Origin of the sequence: Geothrix sp., assembly GCF_020622065.1 — a bacterium.
Taxonomy (GTDB): domain Bacteria; phylum Acidobacteriota; class Holophagae; order Holophagales; family Holophagaceae; genus Geothrix.
In genome coordinates, this window is record NZ_JAHRYQ010000001.1 from 520,097 (window position 1) to 539,916 (window position 19,820).

The window sequence follows — 19,820 nt, forward strand, 5'->3', positions numbered from 1 at the left end:
CTCGCCCGGCCGGATCAAGCCGGCGGGTCTCCGCCGGGATCCTTGTCCACGGATTCTGGCTTGGCGAAGCGCTGGGCCCGCAGATGGAAGTCATCGGTGAAGGTGCGGCGCACGGGCGGCGGCGGGGCGGCCTCGGCCACCTGGCGGGCCCGCCGCACGCGCCAGAGCGCCCAGGCGGCGGGGAGCAGCAGCAGGGCCGGATACTCCAGCAGCAGGCGCAGGGGCGTGAGGCGGAACTGCGTGGGGCGCAGCCCGTCGGCGTACCACGCGTCGAGGATCCACACCTCGTCGTCCGCGCGCAGCTCCGCCGCCTCGGCCTTGGCCATGCGGAGCACCTGCTCCGCGTCGCCCTGCCGGGCCGTGACGAAGTCCGTGAGCTGGCTGTCGGGATCGCGATCCACGCTGCGCACCGTCATCCACGCGATCCCGGGCCGTTGCACATGGCAGAACGGGTTCAGGATGATGAGGAACACCTGCACCGCCAGGATCCACGCCACCGCGCCCACCAGGGCCCAGAGGCCGATGAGGGCGGTCCAGCGGAAGGCGGGGCGCGAGAGGGGTGGCATCAGCCGAGTATCGCTGATTCCGGCCCGGGCCCATTCGCAGGTTTATGACTCGCTCGCGAATCGGCCCGGGTCTCCCTCCGCGAGGGCGGCTACATGTCCACGAGCTTCGGGTGCGTCAGCCGCTCGAAGTCCTGGTAGGACATGCGGATCAGTTCGGTGTGTGTCCCGGCGTTGAAGGCGATCTCCTTGTCGGCCGCCAGGTGCGGCTCCACGAAGACCGGCATGCCGTAGAGGTTCCCGAAGGGCGGCATGGCCCCGGGCTCGCACTCCGGGAAGTCGGCGATGAACTCGCGCTCGTCGGCCAGCTCGGCGCGGACCGCCCCGGCGGCCTGGCGCAGGCGCTCCAGATCCACCTTCCGGTTGGCCGGCACCACGGCCAGGACCAGCCGCCCGTCCAGGTTCACCACCACGGTCTTGGCCATCTCCTTGCCGGGAATGTGCGCGGCCCCGGCGACCGATGTGGCCGTGAAGGCCACCGGATGTTGGATGACCTGGTGGGCCACCCGGTTCTGGGAGAGGAAATCCTTCAGCAAGGTCGTGGGCATGGCTGCCTCCTGGGACCGAACCCGGATGGGCGCCGGGGCGGGCGCAGCACAAGGATCGGTCCCAGGAGGGGGAGGCGCCATGAAGGTGAGGGAACTCAGCCCCGCAGGGCGGCTCTGACGGTCTCCGCCATGGGCGTGGTGGGGCGGCCGATGAGGCGGCTCAGGGTGCGGGAATCGTCGAAGAGGCCACCCTTGGCGGCGCCCGCGTCGGATTCCGCCAGAAGGCTGGCGATGGGTCCGGGCAGCCCGGCACCCAGGAGGATGGCCAGGTACTCCGCCTCGGGCAGGTTCTGGTAGGCCACGGCCTGGCCCGACTGGCGGCTGATTTCCGCGGCCAGCTCGCGCAGGGTGTAGGCCGCATCGCCTGCCAATTCATAGACCTGGCCTGCCTGGTGGTCGCGCAGCAGCACGGCGGCGGCGGCTTCGGCGTAGTCGGCGCGGGCGGCCGAGGCGATCTTCCCGTCGCCCGCGCTGCCCAGGAAGGCCCCGTGCTGCAGGGCCGAGGGGATGCTGGCCGTGTAGTTCTCCGTGTACCAGCCATTCCGCAGCAGCACGAAGGGCAGGCCCGAGGCCTTGAGGTAGGCTTCTGTCTCTTGGTGTTCGAGGGCCAGGGGCAGGGGCGAGGTCTCGGCGTGGAGCAGGCTCGTGTAGGCCAGCAGCGGCACTCCGGCTGCCTTGGCCGCGTCCACGGCGGCGCGGTGCTGGGCGAACCGCTGGCCGATCTCGTTCGAGGAGATGAGCAGCACCTTGGCGGCGCCGCGGAAGGCCTCGACCAGCGTCTCAGGCTGGTCGTAGTCGGCCTTGCGGACCTGGATGCCCAGGGCGGCCAGATCTTGCGCCTTCTCAGGGGTGCGCACGGCGGCCACCAGCTGGGCGGCGGGCACCCGCTTCAGGAGGGCGGCCAGCACGAGGCGGCCCAGCTGGCCGGTGGCGCCGGTGACGACGAGGGGGCCGGTGAGGGTGGAGGTGGTCATGGGGTCTCCGGGAAAAAGTGCAACCGAAATGGTTGCGAATAGGGCCAAAAAAAAGGTCAGGCGGATTGGGCCTTCACGCCCCCCACCAGATCGGCGAGGGTGACGCCCGCCAGCTGGCGCTCCAGGGCTTCCTGGGCGAGGCGGAAGTGGTGGGTGAGCAGCCCCTGGATGGAGCGGCCCACGGGGCACTGCACATTGGGGGCCGCCGCGTGCAGGGGGAAGGAGGCATCGGCGCCCACGGCCACCAGCACCTGCTGGAGGTGGATGGCCTCCGGCGCCCGGAGCAGCTGCCAGCCGCCCCCGGGGCCGCCCTGCGAGCGCACCAGCCGGGCCGCCCGCAGGCGGGCCAGGATGCGGCGGATGACCACGGGGTGGGTGTTCACGCTGCCGGCGATGTAGTCGGAGGTGAGCGCCTCGGGGCCGGCGTAGGCCAGCAGGGTGAGCACATGGATGGCGACGGTGTAGCGGGTGTTGCTCATGGGGATCCAATCCGTAACCATCGTGGTTTCGGATTGGATCCCTGTCAACGGATTTTCCTCGCAGGCCCCCGGGCCGGCCTACTGCAGCTTCAGGGGGGCCGCGATGGTCGCCGGCAGGCCCAGGGCCGCGTTGGTGATGGTGGTCAGGCGCCAGCCGCTGTTGGAACCGGCGGCGGCGACGCAGTCGGGGTTGTCGATGCCCTGGCTGGTGAAGCCGACCGAGATGCTCATGCCTGAGCCGTTCACATCCTGCGGGACCATGAAGCTGTTCTTGGACCCCACCCAGTAGGCCGTCTTGCCCCAGATCTTGAGGCCGCCCGCGCCGCCGGCGCCGTCATTCAGGTAGACCGTGCCGCTGCACACGCCGCCGGAGAAAGTCGTGAACCAGGTCTGGGCGGGATAGGCGGTGCCATCCCAGGACAGGTCCAGCAGGTAGCCGGTGGAGGTCAGGACGGTGTACCCGTAGCTGTCGGCGCGGGTCACCTTGCCCAGCACGGCATTGGTGTTGTCCAGCACCTGCAGGCCCGCGGCCCCGGAGCCCGTCGCCCCCTGGGGGATGGTGAAGTTCAGCACCGCGGCACTGGCGGTGCCCGAATTGGTGACGGCGGCGGAGGAGCCCGCCGCACCCGTGGTGACGGTCCCCACGCTGACGGTGGCGGCCGCGCCCGTCGCCCCGGTCGCGCCGGTCAGGCCCTGGGGCCCGGCGAGACCCTGAGGGCCTGTGGCGCCTTGCGGTCCCGTGGCCCCGGTCGCCCCAGTCAGACCCTGGGGTCCGGTGAGGCCCTGGGGCCCCTGGGCACCCTGGGGGCCGGTGGCGCCCTGCGGCCCCGTCGCGCCCGAGGCGCCCGTGGCGCCCGTCGCACCCGTCAAGCCCACGGGCCCCTGGGGCCCGGCGGGCCCGGTCAGTCCCGTGGCCCCGGTGGCGCCAGTCAAACCCGTGGGTCCCTGGGGGCCGGGAGCCCCGGCCGGGCCCACCAGGCTGGTGCCGGTGGCGGGCCAGGCTCCGGCCGTGAGGGCCCCCTTGGGGCCGTAGAGCACGCTGGTGGCGGTATTCAGGTAGAAGTCGCCATCCACGCCCTGGCTGGCCACGGGCGCGGTGACGCCGCTGAGGACGGTCCTGCCGGCGGTGCCGGGAAGTCCCTGGGCGCCGGTGGCTCCCGTGGCTCCAGTGGCACCGGTGGCGCCGGGCAGGCCCATGGGGCCCTGCGGGCCCGTGGCGCCGAGGGGTCCGGCGGGTCCGGTGGCGCCCTGGGGGCCCACGGGACCGGGCACCCCGACCACCGTCGAGGGGCCCCAGCTCGAGCCGTTGAAGACCAGGGCCTGGCCCGCCGAGGGGGTGGCGGTCGGATCCAGGGGCACCCCGTGGAGGCGGAGCACCACCGTCGCGTTCTGGGTGCCGCCCACATCCCCGGCAAGCGCGCCGGAGAAGTCGAAGGCGCTGCGCGCCTGCAGGGCCGGCACCAGGTCCGTGTCCGGCGTCAGCGGCGCCCCGTTGATGGACAGGCGCAGCCGCAGGTTCGCCTTGGCCAGCACGGCCGGGGGAATGGCGGGCATGCCCGAGCCGCCCAGCGCCACCGCGTAGAGGCCGTTGTTCACCGAGACATCCTGGGGGCCCGAGGTCCAGAGTTCAGCGCCCTGGGCATCCAGGATCGAGAACGAGAAGCTCCGCGTGCCGGTCACCGGCAGCCCCGCCTCGCTCAGGCGGCCCTGGTAGGCCACCTGGGGGTTGGGCGCGGCCTCGACCACCGGGGCCGCGGGCGCCACCTGCGCGCTCAGGCCGGGGGACAGGCTGATCAGGGTCAGGGTCAGGAGGGTGGGGCGAAAGCGCATGGGTTCTCTCGAAGAAGGGTGGAGGAGGGACGGGGCCCGGGGTTCAGAGCCTTGAAGGCCGGGCTGGGCCGGGATCAGGGGGCCTGAATCAGGGGGCCGGAATCAGGGGATCGGGGTCGAGGGGTCGAAGCCGTGGCGCACGGCGTCGACCTTGGCGGCATCCGTGGCGGTGGTGGCGGCAACGGGCTCCTGGATCAGGGGGGCGTTCGTCAGGGTTCCCGCCTGCTGCACGCGTCCGCTGGCCTGCACCAAGTCGGAGCGGATGCGGCCCGGGGGCAGGGGCGGCGCGATGGTCAGGTCGAAGGTGGCCACGGAGACCGTGCTCCCGCCAGTGGCCAGCACCTGGAGGCCCTGGATCGTCCGGGGGGCCACCGAGGGATCCACCCAGAGCGACAGGGTTCCCGTGGACTGGTCGGCGGGGATGCTGCCGCTGCCCCGCACCCCGGCGGGGGGGTGATCCAGCGAGAGGGTGAGGGGGCCCTGGTAGTTCAGGTAGTGGGCCAGCGGCCGGGTGGCTGTCACCGCGACGAAGCCCCCGCCCCCCGCCGGAATGCTCAGGCTCGGGACGCTCACCTGCAGGGGCACGGGGCCGGATCGCTGGGACGACGCGTTCCCCCCGCCCCCGCCCAGACAGGCCAGCAGAGGGATAACCAGGCTGGCCACAAGGCTTGAGCCCAGAAGATTCTTGGTACGCAGGGGGTTCGGCATGGGTGCTTTCGAAGGAAAGAATTATCCTAAAGCATCATTGCCTCTTTTTTACCAATAAATTTCATGTTGAACATGTCAATAAATGACCTATTCAAACGACTTGCAGGTCCTTTTGAAACACGAGAACCAGCCCCGGATTCCAGACATCCCCTGCATCCCCTTCATCCTGGCTAAAGAAAAACCTATGAAGCCAGGATGAAGGGGATGGATGGGATGAAAAGCTGTGGCGGTTCCTATCGCCTTGCCCTTCATCACCGGCTAAAGAAGAGCACCGATGCACACCGAGAACTGAATGATAAACACCGATGAAAAAACCGTGAGCGCTCGTTCACGCACTGGATTGATCGGTGTTTATCAGCTTTTATCGGTGTTCTGTTTTGGCTTTTCCAGCGGCCGCAAGCGGTAGCCCTGCATGTTCTCCGCGTACATGAAGTGCTCCAGCCCCGCAGGGTGGCGGAACAAGTCACCGAAGGTGAAGGCCCCGGGGGACCGGCGCCCACTCCAGATCCTCGGGCGTCGGCGCCTCCAACGCCTGCACCGTGCGGGACCCGGCGTTGCGCCTGTAGGCGAGGAAGGAGGGGGTGTCTTGGAGCATGGAAAATTATGATAAAGGGGAACTTTACTTTGGGAAATTTGACCGACCATGATGGAAGGAATCTCTTCCTGAAGTTTGTCCAGGAAGTAGCAGGCTAGGCGGGCAACCGCACAAGGAATGTATTCCCGAGAAACAAATCCTTGCAGTGGCTCTGTACCTAAGGAATATTGAATCAATCTATCAGCTATTTTTATGATAAGGAGCACCATGAGCTATACCAATAATGGCCCAATTCTAGGAGTCGACTTGGATGGGGTCTGCGCAGATTTCTACGGGCGAATGCGTGAGATTGCTGCTGAATGGCTGGAAAGGGATCTGAAAGAACTCCCGACTGAAGTGAGCTATGGGCTTCCTGAATGGGGAATTTCTGGCTCGGATCATTATGAAAAGCTACATAGATTCGCTGTCACTCAGAGAGGATTGTTTGAGACTTCAAAAATGATCCCTGGGGCTAGAAAATTTCTGAGAATTTTATCGGATGAAGGATATAAAATTAGAATCATCACTCATCGCCTATTCATTCCATTTTTTCACCAAATTGCAATACAACAAACAGTGAAATGGCTTGATTACAATGGAATCCCTTATTGGGATATTTGCTTTTTAAAAGAAAAGGAACATGTAAATGCTAATATATATATTGATGATTCACCCAATAATATAGAAAACTTAAGAAATCAAGGCCTATTTGCAATTTGTTTTGCAAATAGTACTAATAAAAATTGTGCAAAACCAAGAGCTTTATCTTGGGAAGAGGTATATGATATTATAAATAAAAGAGGCAATTGTGGATAAGGCTATAGATATATTAAAATCACATGCGCGATTGATGGAGAGAGGTAGAATCTCATCTGCTAGGATTGAGGTTTTAAGGCGGGAGATAGCTAGAATAGATATTTTAAATGATGATAAAATATCAATATTCTGTGCCGGATCAATCGCTAGAGGCGAGTACGGAGGAAATTCAGATTTAGATATATTGCTGACATTTAATGGCACAATTGATGTGGCCGAAAAGCTTGAATCAGATGTAAAAAGTGCATTGCATAAAATAAATAATGATTTGGGGTACCCTCCGCTAAGTGATTCTGGTAGATTTCTAAAACTTCATCCAATTGGTGATTTAGTTTCAAAAACTGGATCGCCGTTGGATGATTCAGAAAACAGGTTTACTGTTAGGTTGTTGTTATTGTTAGAGGGTATTTATTTGAGTTCAAATAATTTGTTCGAATCACATAAAAATGAAATATTGAAAAATTATTTTAGAGATCAAAAGGCGGTTAATAATTATATTCCATATTTTTTAATTAATGATATATTAAGATATTGGAGAACCTTGTGTTTGAATTATGAAGATTTTAGGTGTGAACGATCCCGTCCCTGGCGAAAAAAGAGCATTAATTTAAAATTTAGTCGTATGCTCACCGTATTTGCTACTGTGCTGCCAATAATTAGTACTCCGATTCAAAAAATAGAAGAATGTTTTGAGTTGACGAATTACAAGCCTTTGGAGCGCATGGCCTTGGGCATAGACGCATTGGGTTCTGAGGCATTAATTAAATCTTGGAAAGCCATTCTCGACCATTATGAATTTTTTTTGAACTGGAAGGAGTCAAAAGAAATAGATCGAGAAAATTTATCTCTTGAGGACAGAAAAATTATCTCTGGATATTCCACTGGTTTTTCGAATTTTTTATATGATACACTAACTAATGATAAGATTGATCCTATCCTTCGAAAAGCTCTAATACTCTGAGAGTCCAATGTATTTTTTATTTCTCGAAATATATGATCGTGAAATTAACTATTTAATACATAGCATTGAAGAGGCTGTTTATGGTGAAAAATCTCCTTACCTTGCCCATTTGACCATCCGCGGCCCCTACAGGAACAAAATAAATAATGTGCAAATCAATAAAATTTTAAATACAATAAAAAACGATGTGTTAGAGATTAAAGGTGTTAACAGTTTTTCAAACGAAGAAGAAGAGGTTGTATATTTAAATGTAAATAGTGTTAACCTTCGAAAGGTTTGGTGGAAACCAAGTTATCCGATAGGGCAGTTCGGATTTTATCCTCATATTTCTGTGTATCGAGGTAAAAATAAATTCCTTGCAAATGCATTGTATAGATTATTAAAAAATTATGATTTAGCATTTCTTACGAATCAATTTGATATAATTGAATACGAATCAAAACGGCCAAAGCTATTATCAGCGCCATTGAACGAAATTGTATATGCCGATCATCTCTATGAGAGTGGTAAACTACCGTCAAACTTTCAAGAAGATTTGACCATGTTGCGGGCAATGCGAAACGCCCGCATTACTTAATTTTACGATTATTGATTGCTATCCGCAGAACTTCCTAAGTCGTACGGCAGGTCACCCCATCGGCTCTTCATGCCCGCACTTGGGGCAGAGCAGCACTTGGATGGGGTCCTTGCCGCGCGGCTTGCGGGTCTTTTCGCCCATGCTGGGGTTCTTGCAGGCGGGGCAGGTGACGGGGACGGGTTTGTCCCAGGCGGTGTAGTCGCACTTGGGGTAGTTGGTGCAGCCGTAGAAGACCTTGCCGAAACGGGTTTTCCGGGGGCTGAGGCCGCCGCCGCACTTGGGGCAGGGCACGGCCAGGATTTCCTTCTTCACGGTCTTGCAGGTGGGGTAGTCGATGCAGCAGATGAACTCGCCGTAGCGGCCGTGGCGCTTCACGAAGCCCTTGCCGCAGTTGGGGCAGGTCTCGCCGGTGGGTTCGTCGGGGGGAACCGGAATGCCTTTCGGATCGGCCTTCACGATGCCCTTGCACTTGGGGTAGTTGGGGCAGGCCCAGAAGGGGCCCCACTGGCCCTTGCGCAGGTTCATGGGCGTGGTGCCGCAGAGCGGACACTCGGGCGCGTCTTCGGGCTCCTCCATCTTCTCGAGGTCCGCGGTGTAGTCGCACTTGTCCTTTTCCAACTCGGCGCTGTAGTTGGTGCAGCCCACGAAGAGCCCGTTGCGGCCGATGCGCTTGAGCAGCGTGCCGGGGTTCTTCTTGCGGTCGCCGCACTTGGGGCACTTCTCGCCCGTGGGCACGCCGGCCTTGAGGTTCTGCATGTCCTGCCCGGCGGCGGCCAGGGCCTGCTCGAAGGGGCCGTAGAAGTCCGTCATGGCCTTCTTGAAGGTGAGCTTGCCCACCTCGATGAGATCGAGGTTGCCCTCCATGCCCGAGGTGTATTTCGTGTCCAGCAGGCGGGGGAAGCCCTGGATGAGCAGGTCGGTGACCACCATGCCCAGCTCCGTGGGCTTGAAGCGGCCCTCGTGCTTCTTCACATAGTCGCGGTCCTGGATGGTGCTGATGATGCTGGCGTAGGTGGAGGGGCGGCCGATGCCATCCTCTTCCAGCTCCTTCACCAGGGTGGCTTCGTTGAAGCGGGCGGGGGGCTTGGTGAACTGCTGGTCGGCGTCGAGCTGCTCGAGCTTCAGGGCCTCGCCCAGCTTGAGGGCGGGCAGCAGGGCCTCGTCCTCGTCCTCCTCGTCGCCCTTGGTGGCGTCGGCGATGCCCTCGGCATCCACCTCGGTCTTGTCGGCGCGGTAGACCGCCAGCCAGCCGGGGAAGCGCTCGATCTCGCCCTTGGCCTCGAACAGGGCGGTGTCCTTGCCGACCTCGGTTTCCGTCTGCACCACGGTCTCGTCAAAGCGCGCGGCCTCCATCTGGCAGGCCATGGTGCGCCGCCAGATGAGGGCGTAGAGGCGGAACTGGTCGGGCTCCAGGTGGCCCCGCAGGCTCTCAGGCGTGCGGGTGATGTCCGTGGGGCGGATGGCCTCGTGGGCATCCTGCGCGCCGGCCTTGCCGGTGAAGATGCGGGCCTTGGCGGGCAGGTACTCCTGGCCGTACTTCTCGGCGATGAAGGCGCGGGTGGCCTCCACGGCCTCGGGGGCCAGGCGGGGCGAATCCGTGCGCATGTAGGTGATGAGGCCCACGGGGCCTTCGCCGAAGTCCACGCCCTCGTACAGGCGCTGGGCGTTCTGCATGGTGCGGCTCACGCTCATCTTCAGCTTCTGGGCCGATTCCTGCTGCAGTTTGGCGGTGGTGAAGGGGGCGGCGGGGTTGCGCTTCTTCTCTTTCGTCTCCAGGCCCGTCACCGTGTAGGCGGCCTTCTCGAGCTGGGCCTTCAGGTCCTTGGCCTGCACGGCATCGGCCACGCGGCGCTTGGTCTCCTTGTTGCCCAGCTGCAGCGGCTGGCCGCCCAGCTTCACGAGCTTCATCCAGAAGGAGGGCGGCAGCTTGGCGGCGAACCGGCCCTTCAGCACCCAGTACTCCACGGGGTTGAAGGCCAGGATCTCCCGCTCGCGGTCGACGATGATGCGGGCGGCCACGCTCTGCACGCGGCCCGCGCTGAGGCCGCGGCGCACCTTGTCCCAGAGCACCTGGCTGACCTTGTAGCCCACCAGGCGGTCCAGCACGCGGCGGGCCCGCTGGGCGTCCACCAGCTTCTTATTAATGATGGTGGGCGCGGCCATGGCCTTGGCGATGCCCGCCGGGGTGATCTCGTTGAAGAGCACCCGGCTCACGGGCAGGGATTTCGGCGGCTTGATGGCCTCCAGCAGGTGCCAGCTGATGGCCTCCCCCTCGCGGTCGGGGTCGGTGGCGAGCACCAGCTCGGTGGCGGTCTTGGCGGCGGCCTTCAGCTCCTTGACCACCTTCTCCTTGGCCGGGCTGATCTCGTATTCCTCCTGGAACCCGTTCTCGATGTCCACGCCCAGCTTGCGGGGCAGGTCCCGGATGTGGCCCACGGAGGCCATGACCTTGAACCCCTTGCCCAGGTACTTGGTGATGGTCTTCGCCTTCGACGGGCTTTCGACGATCACGAGCTTCGAGCCCTTGGCGGAGGGTTCGGCGGGGCTTGGTGCACTTGCATCGTCTTGCTTCAGCTTCCTGGCCACGGCGGAACTCCTAGGGGGCTAAGGATGGATCCTATGGGCGGAGGTTTGTCAAGTGACCGGGCGGGGGCGAGGTCCTCGAGCAGGTCGGAAGGCGATAGGCAAATCCTTGCGGCGCCCTCTCTTAGCAAAAAGTTGGGCCCCTCGGCCGAAGGGTCCTCCGGTGATCCGGGACACACCCAGAGCTCCTTGCCCAGGTCCAGGGCCAGGCGGGCCGTGACCAGGGAGCCGGACTTGAGCCGGGCCTCGGTGACCAGCACCCCGTAGGTCCAGGCCGCCAGCAGCCAGTTCCGCCGGGGGAAGTGCCAGGCCCGGGGCGGGGCCTCGGGCGGAAAGGGGGTGATCACCCCGCCCCCGGCGGCCACCATGCGGGCCATGAGGGGGACATGCTCGGGCGGATAGGGGTGGTCGAAGCCCGAGCCCAGGATGCCCCAGGTGCCCGTCAGGCCGGAGGGCCCGGGGACGGCCTCGAGCGCCCCCAGGTGGGCTGCGCCGTCGATGCCCCGGGCCAGGCCCGACACCACGGCCAGGCCGGCCTCAGTGAAGGCCTTCGCCCAGGCCCGGGTGCGGGCCTTGCCCCGGCTGCTGGCCTGGCGGCTGCCCACGATGGCCAGGCGGGGGCCGGGGGGCGGCAGGGTGCCGCGCACCCACAGGGCCACGGGGTAGGGCAGGGGCGCCAGCAGGGCCTCCACGGCGGCGGTTTCCTGAGGATCGGTTTCCCGATCCCCGGGCAGCAGCAGGCGGGCCTCCCGGTCCCGGGCCTCCTGCCGCCGCCGGGGGAGGTCGGCCTCCAGGCGGGCCAGGGCCCCGGCCTGCTCGGTGGAGAGGGTCGGCTCCACGCCAGCCTGGAGCGCGGCCCAGGCCTCGGCCTTGTGGCGCTCGGGCCAATCCAGCACGGTGAAGGCGAGGGCCCAGAGGGGCAGATCCATGGGATTCCGGGGGAGTGTGGCTATCCTGGGCAAGGAAGCCAGTCCCGCGCAAGGGCTTTCCCCTTGCGTTATGCATGCGCTTGGCTACACTGGTTCTCTTGGCTGTTTTCACCTTTGGTTCGTGAGGTTCCCATGTCTCGTCAGTGCGAAATCTGCGGTAAGAAGCCCCAGTTCGGGAACAATGTCTCCCACTCCAACAATGTGACCAAGCGTCGCTGGAACCCGAACATCCAGCGCGTCCGCGCCCTGGTGGGCGGCGCCCCCAAGCGCCTGCGCGTCTGCACCTCCTGCATCCAGGCGGGCAAGGTCCTCAAGGCCTGCTAGGCCGAGCTCGAAAGTCGAAGAGGCGGCCCGAGCGGCCGCCTTTTTCTGTGACCAGCCGGCGGGGAGCCGGAGGGCGGGTCTGACGCCCGCGAAGCGGCGGGGCTCCCGCGGTTCGCGGCATCTCTTGGAGCGGTCCTTGGGCTACATGGCATGGCAACCCGAGCTGGTCACAGGCCAGGACCAGATCGACGCGGAGCACCGCTCGCTGGTGGACGCGGTGAACCGGCTGCACGCCGCGTTGGATCAGGGGAAGGACCGGGAGGAGATCGGGAAGATCCTGGGCTTCCTCCGGGACTACGCGGTCACCCATTTCAGCTCCGAGGAGGCCCTGATGATCCGGGTGGGGTACCCCCGGGCCTCGGCCCACTTCGCGGCCCACGCGGACCTGACCCTGCAGCTGAGCGACCTGCTGGCGGACTTCCGCGCCGGCCGGGCCCGGGTGACGGAGGCCGTGCTGGCCTTCCTCGAGACCTGGCTGGTGGAGCACATCCTGCGCCAGGACCAGGACCTGGGCGCCTTCGTGCGGCAGCGGAGCCTGGAGGCCTAGCGAGGCCGGAGGTCGCCAGAAGCCGTGGACGCCACCGGCCCGATACACTGGCCTCATGCTGCTCGCCCTCGACACCACCACGGAGATCCTGCACCTGGCGCTGATCCAGGGGGATCGCGCATGGACGCGGCGGGTGGCGTCGGGGGTGGGGCGGGGGCACAGCGAGCGGCTGATCCCCGCGCTGGAGGCGTTGATGGCCGAGGCCGGCGGCAGGCCGATGGATCTGTCGGGCGTGGCGGCCTGCCTGGGGCCGGGCGGCTTCACGAGCCTGCGCATCGGCGTGGCCACGGCCGAGGGCCTGGGCCTCACGGGGCTGCCCACCTGGGGCTTCTCGGCCTTCGCCCTGCGGGCCGAAGCGCTGCGCCAGGTCAAGGGCCAGGCTGGCGCGGCGGGACCATTCTGGATTCTGCTGGACGGCCAGCGCAGCGAGGCCTTCCACCAGCGCTGGGCGGAGGGCCCCACGGAGCCCGCCGCCAAGCACCCGCTGGCCGCCCTCCCCGAGCGGGTGGGGGCCGAGCCCTGGTGGGCCCCGGAGGCCTTTGCGGCCAAGGTGGAGGCGGTGCTGCCCGCGCACCGGATTTCTCTGTCCGATGAGGGGGAAGCCACCCTGGCGGGCCTGGTGGCCCTGGCGCGGCGCGTCTCCCAGGGGCCGCCGGAAGCGCCCCTGGTGCCCTTCTACCTGCGGGAGACCGATGCCGAGGTGAACTTCCCCCACGCCGCCGCCCACCTGCCGGAGGCCCTGCGGAAGGGCGTGGCGCGGTGAGGGAGGGTCCGGAGTCCGGAGTCCGGCGGCTGGCGGCCGGCGAGCCCCTGCCGGCCTGGGTGACGCGGCTGGACCGCACGGCCTTCGGCTCGGCCTGGAAGGCCCCCGCCGAGCACGAGACCCTGTGGCTGGTGCCGGAGGTGGCCTTCGCCCGGTGGTCGCGGGTGCCCGCGGCCGGAGAGGCGGAATTGCTGCGCATCGCCGTGGATCCGGCCCACCGGGGCCGGGGCCTGGGCCAGGTTCTGCTGGAGGCCTGCCAGCGGCAGCTGGCCGAGGAGGGGCTGACCCACCTGTTCCTGGAGGTGCGGCCCTCCAACGCCGCGGCCATCCGCCTCTACCGGGCCTGCGGGTGGGAACCCTGCGGGCGGCGGCCCGGCTACTACCCCGATGGGGAAGACGCGGTGCTCTACCGGCGAGGATGAATCGGTGGCGACCCGGTTCAGGACTGGGTCATGGCCATCAGGGCTTCGCTGATCTTCTTCAGGTCCAGCACCATGTGGGCGATGGCGTTGGTCGCGTTGGTCTGCTCGTGGGTCTGGGTGGTCAGATCTTTCGAGAAATCGACCACGCGGCCCATGGATTCGTTCAGGTGGGCCTGGGTGACCTTGATGTCCTCGACCGAGGCGCTGGACTGGTCGGACAGCTTCCGCACGGCCTCGGCCACGATGGCGAAGCCCCGGCCGGCCTCCTTGGCGTGGGCCGCCTCGATGGCCGCGTTCAAGCCGAGCATCTGGGTGTTGCTGGCGATGGACTGGATGGTCTCGACCACCTCGCCGGTGGTCTTGATGTCCTCGAAGGAGGCCTGAACCAGCTGCTCCACCTCGTCGACCATGCTGGAGACCTTCTCCTGGGAGGCGTTCACCTGCTCCACCGTGGACACGATGGTGGTGATGGCGCTGTCCATCTGCGCCGCGTGGCCCAGCAGAAGGTCCAGCAGCTCGCGCTCGCGGAGCTCCTTCGAGAACAGGCCCGAGGCCATCTTGGTCACCAGCAGCGTCTTCTCGGGATCGCCGGGGATGCCGATGGAGCCGATCAGCTCGTCATTGTGCCGGATGGGGAGGTTGATGCCCGCCCGGACGGTTCCGCCCGAGGCTTCCTCTTCGGCGGCCGTGATGATGATGTGGGGCAGGTTCTCCTGCAGCATCTTCCGCGCGCCGGAGTGCAGGTCGCCGACCCGGGACTTGATCTTGGCGGCGACGATGGTCCCCTCCACATCGCAGACGATCGAGTTCATGCCCGTGGCGGTGTAGATGAAATCAATGATCTTGTTCGCGATGTCCCGATCCATCGGTACCGTCCTCCCCGAGCGCCAGTTTCCACCCTTGTCCCTGGAGGGACGCCATGCCATCCACGGGGTGGGCCCCAGGACACCCCATCGTCCAGGCCGGCCGGTGCGATTAGCCTTGGCCTGCCTGGTCTTCCAGCCCCCATCCCGCCCGTCCCGGCCACGGCCCTTCGTCTCGATCCCATCGGCGTCGGGGCGGGAGGCCGATCCCTGTGAATTCAGGCTACAAACAGGTCTATTAAATTGATGACTCAATGGTATTGACCAAGGTGACTCTTGAGGTAATGTTATCTCCGCAGTCACCTTCGAGGACCCATGATCGGCATCTCCAGACAGACGGATTACGCGGCGCGGCTGGTGCTCCACCTGGCCTCGTTGCCGGAGGGGACGCGCGCTTCCATCGCGGAGATCGCCGAGGCCCGCCTCCTGCCCGCGCCCTTCGTCCGCCGCCTCATCGGCGGCCTGGCCAAGGCGGGGATTCTCCAGACGACCCGGGGCACGGGGGGCGGCATCGCCCTGGCCCGGGCCGCGTCGGACATCTCCCTCCTGGATGTGGTGACCGCCCTCGAAGGCCCCATCGTCCTCAACCAGTGCCTGGACGGACATCACCACTGCCCCCTGGCCCACGGCTGCCCCATCCAGGCGGCCTGGGCCGAGGCCGCCCGTGCCCTGGAGACCCACCTGGCCGGCGTGCGCTTCGATGCGCTGGCCCGCTCTCCGGAGACCCACCTCGCCGCCCACCTGCGCTGCCACTCGGCGCTCAGGACCCAGGCGGCGTCGAGCTGTTCCTGATCCCCTAAGCCCCATCCCCAACCCCGACCTGTAGGAGGAGTCCGTGGACGCCTTGACCTTGTCGCGCCTGCAATTCGCGGTGGCGACCTACTTCCACTTCCTGTTCGTGCCCTTGACCCTGGGGCTCTCCATGCTCGTCGCCCTCATGGAGACGCAGTATGTGCGCTCGGGTGACGAGGACTACAAGCGCATGGCGAAGTTCTGGGGGAAGCTCTTCCTCATCAACTTCGCCGTGGGCGTGGTGACGGGCCTGACGCTGGAGTTCCAGTTCGGCACGAACTGGTCGCGCTACTCCGCCTATGTGGGCGACATCTTCGGCTCGCTGCTGGCCATCGAGGCCACGGCGGCCTTCTTCCTGGAATCCACCTTCATCGCCGTGTGGCACTTCGGCTGGGAGAAGCTGTCGAAGAAGGCCCATGTCACCGCCATCTGGCTCGTGGCCATCGCATCGAACCTGTCGGCCTTCTGGATCCTCGTGGCCAACGCCTGGATGCAGCACCCCACAGGCTTCGTGCTGCGGAATGGCCGCGCCGAGCTGGCGGACTTCTTCGCCGTCATCAGCCAGCGCTTCGCCATCCTCGAGTTCATCCACACCCTGGGTGGCGCCTACCTCACGGCGGGCTTCTTCGTGTTGGGCATCTCGGCCTGGCACCTGATCCGCAAACGCGAGACCGCCTTCTTCAAAAAGTCCTTCCGCCTGGCGGCGGCCTGGACGCTGATCTTCGCCCTCTTCGAGATGGCCCAGGGCCACATGAACGCCGAGATCCTCAGCACCACCCAGCCCACCAAGCTGGCGGCCATGGAGGCCCACTGGGAGACCGGCCGCCATGTGCCCATGCACCTGCTGGCCTGGCCCGACGCGGCCAACGAGCGCAACGCCGTGCAATCGCTCTCCGTGCCCAGCGGCCTCAGCCTTCTGGCCACCTACTCTGCCGGCGGAGAGGTCAAGGGCCTGAAGGACTACCCCGCCTCGGAGCGGCCTCCGGTGCTGCCCGTGTTCCTCAGCTTCCGCGCCATGGTGGGGCTGGGCGTGCTCTTCCTGGCGTTAGGCTTCTGGGCTTGGCTGAAACGCGACCGCATCGAGGACCAGACCCGGTTCCTGAGGGTGCTGCCCTGGCTCATCCCGCTGCCCTACCTGGCCAACGAGCTGGGCTGGACCATCGCGGAGCTGGGCCGGCAGCCCTGGATCGTCTACGGCCTGATGAAGACCTCGGACGCGGCCTCGCCCCTGGCGGCCTCGCAGGTGGGGACTTCACTCGCGGCCTTCTTCCTGGTCTATGCGCTGCTGGGCGCCGTGGACTTCTACCTGCTGTTCACATTCGCCCGGAAGGGCCCTGATGCCGCCGCCGCGGCCGCGAAGTGAGGGAGGCGACCATGCTGGAATCCATCTGGTTCGTGATCTGGGGCGTGGCCTGGGCCGTCTACTTCATGCTCGACGGCTTCGACCTGGGCCTGGGCACGCTGTTCCCCTTCCTGGCGAAGAACGAGACCGACAAACGCATCCTCGTGAACGCCATGGGCCCCTTCTGGGACGGCAATGAGGTGTGGCTCATCACGGCGGGCGGCGTGACCTTCGCGGCCTTCCCGAGGGCCTACGCCATCATGTTCTCGGGCCTCTACACGCCGCTGATGCTGCTGCTCTTCGCGCTGATCCTGCGGGGCGTGGCCTTCGAGTTCCGGGGCAAGGTGGACAGCGCCCGCTGGCGCGCCACCTGGGACGCCTGTCTGGTCGTGGGCTCCTTCCTGCCCGCGCTGCTGTTGGGCGTGGCCTTCGCCAACATCTTCAAGGGCCTGCCCCTGGATGCCGCCGGGCTCTTCCACGGCGACCTGCTCACGCTGCTCAACCCCTACGGCCTGCTGGGCGGCGTGCTCTTTGTGCTGATGTTCGCCGTGCATGGCGCCCTGTGGCTGACCACGCGCACCGAGGGCGAGCTGCAGGCCCGCGCCGGTCGCATGGCCACCGTCTTGTGGTTGGTCGAGGCCGTGGTGGCCGTGGCCTTCCTGGCCATGACCTGGTTCAGCACTCGGCTCTGGCAGCATGTGCTGGCGAAGCCCGTCCTCCTGTTCCTGCCGCTGCTGGCCGTCGCGGGACTGCTGCTGACGCGAGTCTTCGCGGCGCAGGCGGCCTGGTGGAAGGCCTGGTTTTCCTCCTCGGCCCTCATCCTCGGCGCCGTGCTCTTCGGCGTGGCGGGCCTCTTCCCCGACCTGCTGCCCTCCAGCATGGACCCCGCGGCCTCGGTGACGGCCTTCAACGCCGCCTCCAGCCCCCTGACGCTCAAGATCATGCTGGGCGTCGTGCTCTGCTTCCTGCCCGTGGTGATCGGCTACCAGTTGTGGGTGTACCTGACCTTCCGGGACACGGTGACGGCGGAGAGCATCCAGAAGGGCCCTGCGTATTGATGCGGTCCGGGAGCCCTGCGATAGGGTGCCCTCACCGTCCTTTTCCTGACCTGATCCCTCGCGTGTGAACCGGCTCCCCGCCCCGTGGCGGGGCGGGGAGCCTTTATGTCCCAGGCCCCGCTTCCGGGGCGATGCCAAGGAGATGTCCCATGAAGTCCTTCGTCCTGCCGGTGGCCCTGGCCGCCGGACTGCTGAGCTCTGCCCCGCTCCCGGCCCAGGAGGGCCCGCGCCAGGAGAGTCCGTGGATGGTGCGCCTGCGCGCCGTCTCCCTCCAGCCCGCCGACAAGTCCGACGCGGCCGCCGGCCTCCCGGCGGATGCCATCCATGTCAGCTCGAAGACCATCCCAGAGGTGGACATCAGCTACTTCTTCACGAAGAATCTCGCCGCGGAGCTGGTGCTGACGGTGCCGCAGAAGCACGATGTCACCCTGGCCGGAGCGAAGATCGGTACCTTCAAGGAGCTGCCCCCCACCCTCACGGCCCAGTGGCACTTCCTCCCGGGCCAGACGGTGGATCCCTATGTGGGCCTGGGCCTGAACCTCACCCTGATCTCGGATGTGAAGCTGGCGGGCGGCGCCCTGGACCTGGACAAGACGAGCGTGGGTCCCGCGGCCCAGGTGGGGGTGGATTTCAAGGTGGCTAAGCAGTGCTTCATCAATGTCGATGTGAAGTACGCGCAGATTCGCAGCGAGGTGAAGACCGCTGCCGGGGTCAAGGTCACCGAGGTGAAGGTGGATCCGTTCCTCTTCGGCGTGGGAGTTGGCTACCGGTTCTGATCTCGCCCACCACGGGGCAAACCCGGGCGCGGCCAAGTCGTGCCCGGGCCGCGCCCGGGCCGCCTCGGTTTCCTGGCGGATGGGGTCAGGCCCGCTCGAACAGCACGATGCGGTTGCTGTTGGTGCCCTTGGTGTTGTTGCCCACGCCCCAGATGTGCGCAGTCTTGGTGAAGACCTGGCTGTTCACCAGCACGCCGTGGGCGCGGAAGCCGGCCCACAAATCGAACAGCCTCCCTCAGGGCCGGAGGTAGAATATGAGATATGGAACCGTGGGGAGCTGATGACATTCAAGGCAATGGACCTTTTCGCGGGGGCCGGTGGATTGGGTCTTGGGCTTCAATGGGCAGGATGGGATGTCATTGCCGCCAACGAATTTGAACCGGTGTTCGCGGAATCGTATCGAATCAATCACCCACATACCGATGTGATTTGCGGCGATGTCCTCTCACCCGAAGTGCAGGAGAGGCTCTTCTCTTACGCCGGGAAGGTGGATCTGATCGCTGGAGGTCCGCCGTGCCAGGGGTTCTCGACGGTAGGGAAAAAAGACGAGGATGACCCTCGTAATCGCCTTTTTTACACCTTCCTGGATGTGGTTCGGATTGTGAAGCCGAGGGTGGTGCTGTTCGAGAATGTGAGCGGATTCAAGCGAATGTACGAGGGCCGTGCCTATGAACGGCTGGTGGGGCTGCTTGAGGCTGAAGGCTATACCACTTCTCATAGCATCCTTGATGCCCTGGATTTTGGTGTGCCCCAATCACGGCTCCGGACCTTTGTGGTTGGCCTAGCGGGTTCGCAGCCGTTTTCCTTTCCAGAACCCAGCCATCTCAAGGGGGTGGGCCTTTTCGGAGGTGAGCAGCAACTCACCCTTCAGGATGCTTTGTCCGACCTTCCCATCATCCATTCTGGAGAAATCGCGGTTCGATACGCAGCCGCCCCAGCGAACTCGTTCCAGCAACGCATGAGGGCGGGTGCTGGGGAAATTCTCACGGAACATGAAGGTCCCCATCATGGTGACAAGCTACTCCACATGATTTCCCATGTGCCTAAAGGGGGTTCGATCCAAGACATTCCCGAAGAACTCAGGCCCCGATCCTACTTCGCGAACACCTATGCCCGCTTGTGGTGGGACCGGCCTGCGCCGACCATCACTCGGAACCTCGGAACGCCCAGCAGTAGCCGCTGCATCCATCCCTTTGCCGACCGGGGGCTCAGCACCCGGGAAGGTGCGAGATTGCAAAGCTTCCCGGATTCCTACCGATTCAGTGGCACGAGGAGTGAAAAAAACCTTCAGATCGGAAATGCCGTCCCTCCGCTTCTAGGTGAGGCGATGGGACAGGCGGTGGCCCAATCGCTCTGCTCTCGGCCTTCTGCAGTCAATGCCTGAAGCCTAT

Annotated in this window: 22 protein-coding genes; 12 read left to right on the forward strand and 10 right to left on the reverse strand. The window is 64.4% G+C overall.

All coding sequences use genetic code 11. The annotated features are described in order from the left end of the window. Positions 1-14 precede the first annotated feature (14 nt). From QZ647_RS02520 to QZ647_RS02545, 6 genes are all read right to left on the reverse strand, one after another. Positions 15-566 (reverse strand): hypothetical protein, encoded by a 552-nt coding sequence (locus QZ647_RS02520; protein WP_291270666.1) that lies wholly within the window; start codon positions 564-566, stop codon positions 15-17. An 89-nt stretch (positions 567-655) separates the two neighbouring features. Next, a complete protein-coding gene (locus tag QZ647_RS02525; protein ID WP_291270667.1) occupies positions 656-1,111 on the reverse strand; it encodes an aminoacyl-tRNA deacylase in 456 nt (151 codons plus the stop codon). Between the two features lie 95 nt (positions 1,112-1,206). Continuing rightward, positions 1,207-2,085: an SDR family oxidoreductase gene (locus tag QZ647_RS02530; RefSeq protein ID WP_291270668.1), complete on the reverse strand. Its 879-nt coding sequence runs from the start codon at positions 2,083-2,085 to the stop codon at positions 1,207-1,209. Positions 2,086-2,141: 56 nt separating this feature from the next. Continuing rightward, positions 2,142-2,564, reverse strand: a complete 423-nt coding sequence (locus QZ647_RS02535; protein WP_291270669.1) for an Rrf2 family transcriptional regulator — start codon at positions 2,562-2,564, stop codon at positions 2,142-2,144. Between the two features lie 78 nt (positions 2,565-2,642). Further along, positions 2,643-4,394 (reverse strand): hypothetical protein, encoded by a 1,752-nt coding sequence (locus QZ647_RS02540; protein ID WP_291270670.1) that lies wholly within the window; start codon positions 4,392-4,394, stop codon positions 2,643-2,645. A 102-nt stretch (positions 4,395-4,496) separates the two neighbouring features. Further along, positions 4,497-5,102: a hypothetical protein gene (locus QZ647_RS02545; RefSeq protein WP_291270671.1), complete on the reverse strand. Its 606-nt coding sequence runs from the start codon at positions 5,100-5,102 to the stop codon at positions 4,497-4,499. Positions 5,103-5,904: 802 nt separating this feature from the next. On the opposite strand from QZ647_RS02545, the gene QZ647_RS02550 reads away from it, so the two are divergent. Genes QZ647_RS02550 through QZ647_RS02560 form a run of 3 tightly spaced genes read left to right on the forward strand, consistent with a single transcriptional unit; the run spans position 5,905 to position 8,030 of the window. Next, positions 5,905-6,492 carry a hypothetical protein gene (locus QZ647_RS02550; protein ID WP_291270672.1) on the forward strand — a complete coding sequence of 196 codons (588 nt, stop codon included), beginning with the start codon at positions 5,905-5,907 and terminating at the stop codon, positions 6,490-6,492. Then, entirely contained in the window at positions 6,485-7,453 is a 969-nt protein-coding gene (locus tag QZ647_RS02555) for a nucleotidyltransferase domain-containing protein (RefSeq protein ID WP_291270673.1), read from the forward strand. The genes QZ647_RS02550 and QZ647_RS02555 overlap by 8 nt, the downstream gene beginning before the upstream one ends. A 7-nt stretch (positions 7,454-7,460) precedes the next feature. Continuing rightward, positions 7,461-8,030 (forward strand): hypothetical protein, encoded by a 570-nt coding sequence (locus QZ647_RS02560; RefSeq protein WP_291270674.1) that lies wholly within the window; start codon positions 7,461-7,463, stop codon positions 8,028-8,030. A gap of 51 nt (positions 8,031-8,081) precedes the next feature. On the opposite strand, the gene topA is transcribed toward QZ647_RS02560, so the two are convergent. Continuing rightward, positions 8,082-10,616 carry a type I DNA topoisomerase gene (gene topA / locus QZ647_RS02565; RefSeq protein WP_291270675.1) on the reverse strand — a complete coding sequence of 845 codons (2,535 nt, stop codon included), beginning with the start codon at positions 10,614-10,616 and terminating at the stop codon, positions 8,082-8,084. Continuing rightward, positions 10,601-11,542 carry a DNA-processing protein DprA gene (locus tag QZ647_RS02570; RefSeq protein ID WP_291270676.1) on the reverse strand — a complete coding sequence of 314 codons (942 nt, stop codon included), beginning with the start codon at positions 11,540-11,542 and terminating at the stop codon, positions 10,601-10,603. Before QZ647_RS02570 ends, topA begins: the two co-directional genes overlap by 16 nt. Before the next feature lie 132 nt (positions 11,543-11,674). Here QZ647_RS02570 and rpmB point away from each other — a divergent pair, with 132 nt between their 5' ends. The 4 genes from rpmB to QZ647_RS02590 all read left to right on the forward strand — a co-directional run bounded on the left by rpmB (position 11,675) and on the right by QZ647_RS02590 (position 13,598). Further along, the gene (gene rpmB, locus QZ647_RS02575; RefSeq protein WP_286353895.1) at positions 11,675-11,866 is read left to right on the forward strand and encodes a 50S ribosomal protein L28; all 192 of its coding nucleotides are present in this window, start codon (positions 11,675-11,677) and stop codon (positions 11,864-11,866) included. A 145-nt stretch (positions 11,867-12,011) separates the two neighbouring features. Then, on the forward strand, positions 12,012-12,413 hold the full coding sequence (locus tag QZ647_RS02580) for a bacteriohemerythrin (RefSeq protein WP_291270677.1): 402 nt from the start codon (positions 12,012-12,014) through the stop codon (positions 12,411-12,413). Between the two features lie 55 nt (positions 12,414-12,468). Next, entirely contained in the window at positions 12,469-13,176 is a 708-nt protein-coding gene (tsaB, locus tag QZ647_RS02585; protein ID WP_291270678.1) for a tRNA (adenosine(37)-N6)-threonylcarbamoyltransferase complex dimerization subunit type 1 TsaB, read from the forward strand. Then, positions 13,173-13,598 carry a GNAT family N-acetyltransferase gene (locus QZ647_RS02590; protein WP_291270679.1) on the forward strand — a complete coding sequence of 142 codons (426 nt, stop codon included), beginning with the start codon at positions 13,173-13,175 and terminating at the stop codon, positions 13,596-13,598. The genes tsaB and QZ647_RS02590 overlap by 4 nt, the downstream gene beginning before the upstream one ends. Positions 13,599-13,615: 17 nt before the next feature. On the opposite strand, the gene QZ647_RS02595 is transcribed toward QZ647_RS02590, so the two are convergent. Beyond that, positions 13,616-14,464, reverse strand: a complete 849-nt coding sequence (locus QZ647_RS02595; RefSeq protein WP_291270680.1) for a sugar diacid recognition domain-containing protein — start codon at positions 14,462-14,464, stop codon at positions 13,616-13,618. Between the two features lie 312 nt (positions 14,465-14,776). On the opposite strand from QZ647_RS02595, the gene QZ647_RS02600 reads away from it, so the two are divergent. From QZ647_RS02600 to QZ647_RS02615, 4 genes are all read left to right on the forward strand, one after another. Next, a complete protein-coding gene (locus tag QZ647_RS02600) occupies positions 14,777-15,253 on the forward strand; it encodes an Rrf2 family transcriptional regulator (RefSeq protein ID WP_291270681.1) in 477 nt (158 codons plus the stop codon). A gap of 43 nt (positions 15,254-15,296) precedes the next feature. Beyond that, complete coding sequence (locus tag QZ647_RS02605; RefSeq protein WP_291270682.1) at positions 15,297-16,616, forward strand: cytochrome ubiquinol oxidase subunit I; 1,320 nt, start codon at positions 15,297-15,299, stop codon at positions 16,614-16,616. An 11-nt stretch (positions 16,617-16,627) separates the two neighbouring features. Next, positions 16,628-17,653: a cytochrome d ubiquinol oxidase subunit II gene (gene cydB, locus QZ647_RS02610; RefSeq protein ID WP_291270683.1), complete on the forward strand. Its 1,026-nt coding sequence runs from the start codon at positions 16,628-16,630 to the stop codon at positions 17,651-17,653. 149 nt (positions 17,654-17,802) lie between these two features. Continuing rightward, on the forward strand, positions 17,803-18,429 hold the full coding sequence (locus tag QZ647_RS02615; RefSeq protein ID WP_291270684.1) for an OmpW family outer membrane protein: 627 nt from the start codon (positions 17,803-17,805) through the stop codon (positions 18,427-18,429). 85 nt (positions 18,430-18,514) lie between these two features. On the opposite strand, the gene QZ647_RS02620 is transcribed toward QZ647_RS02615, so the two are convergent. Then, the gene (locus tag QZ647_RS02620) at positions 18,515-18,649 is read right to left on the reverse strand and encodes a hypothetical protein (protein ID WP_291270685.1); all 135 of its coding nucleotides are present in this window, start codon (positions 18,647-18,649) and stop codon (positions 18,515-18,517) included. A 60-nt stretch (positions 18,650-18,709) separates the two neighbouring features. Here QZ647_RS02620 and QZ647_RS02625 point away from each other — a divergent pair, with 60 nt between their 5' ends. After that, complete coding sequence (locus tag QZ647_RS02625; RefSeq protein WP_291270686.1) at positions 18,710-19,813, forward strand: DNA cytosine methyltransferase; 1,104 nt, start codon at positions 18,710-18,712, stop codon at positions 19,811-19,813. Positions 19,814-19,820 lie beyond the last annotated feature (7 nt).

Coding starts and splice junctions, on each gene's coding strand:
- QZ647_RS02520 (WP_291270666.1), bottom strand. CDS start 566: ATGCCACCCCTCTCGCGCCCCGCCTTCCGCTGGACCGCCCTCATCGGC.
- QZ647_RS02525 (WP_291270667.1), bottom strand. CDS start 1,111: ATGCCCACGACCTTGCTGAAGGATTTCCTCTCCCAGAACCGGGTGGCC.
- QZ647_RS02530 (WP_291270668.1), bottom strand. CDS start 2,085: ATGACCACCTCCACCCTCACCGGCCCCCTCGTCGTCACCGGCGCCACC.
- QZ647_RS02535 (WP_291270669.1), bottom strand. CDS start 2,564: ATGAGCAACACCCGCTACACCGTCGCCATCCATGTGCTCACCCTGCTG.
- QZ647_RS02540 (WP_291270670.1), bottom strand. CDS start 4,394: ATGCGCTTTCGCCCCACCCTCCTGACCCTGACCCTGATCAGCCTGTCC.
- QZ647_RS02545 (WP_291270671.1), bottom strand. CDS start 5,102: ATGCCGAACCCCCTGCGTACCAAGAATCTTCTGGGCTCAAGCCTTGTG.
- QZ647_RS02550 (WP_291270672.1), top strand. CDS start 5,905: ATGAGCTATACCAATAATGGCCCAATTCTAGGAGTCGACTTGGATGGG.
- QZ647_RS02560 (WP_291270674.1), top strand. CDS start 7,461: ATGTATTTTTTATTTCTCGAAATATATGATCGTGAAATTAACTATTTA.
- QZ647_RS02570 (WP_291270676.1), bottom strand. CDS start 11,542: ATGGATCTGCCCCTCTGGGCCCTCGCCTTCACCGTGCTGGATTGGCCC.
- rpmB (WP_286353895.1), top strand. CDS start 11,675: ATGTCTCGTCAGTGCGAAATCTGCGGTAAGAAGCCCCAGTTCGGGAAC.
- QZ647_RS02580 (WP_291270677.1), top strand. CDS start 12,012: ATGGCATGGCAACCCGAGCTGGTCACAGGCCAGGACCAGATCGACGCG.
- tsaB (WP_291270678.1), top strand. CDS start 12,469: ATGCTGCTCGCCCTCGACACCACCACGGAGATCCTGCACCTGGCGCTG.
- QZ647_RS02595 (WP_291270680.1), bottom strand. CDS start 14,464: ATGGATCGGGACATCGCGAACAAGATCATTGATTTCATCTACACCGCC.
- QZ647_RS02600 (WP_291270681.1), top strand. CDS start 14,777: ATGATCGGCATCTCCAGACAGACGGATTACGCGGCGCGGCTGGTGCTC.
- cydB (WP_291270683.1), top strand. CDS start 16,628: ATGCTGGAATCCATCTGGTTCGTGATCTGGGGCGTGGCCTGGGCCGTC.
- QZ647_RS02615 (WP_291270684.1), top strand. CDS start 17,803: ATGAAGTCCTTCGTCCTGCCGGTGGCCCTGGCCGCCGGACTGCTGAGC.
- QZ647_RS02625 (WP_291270686.1), top strand. CDS start 18,710: ATGACATTCAAGGCAATGGACCTTTTCGCGGGGGCCGGTGGATTGGGT.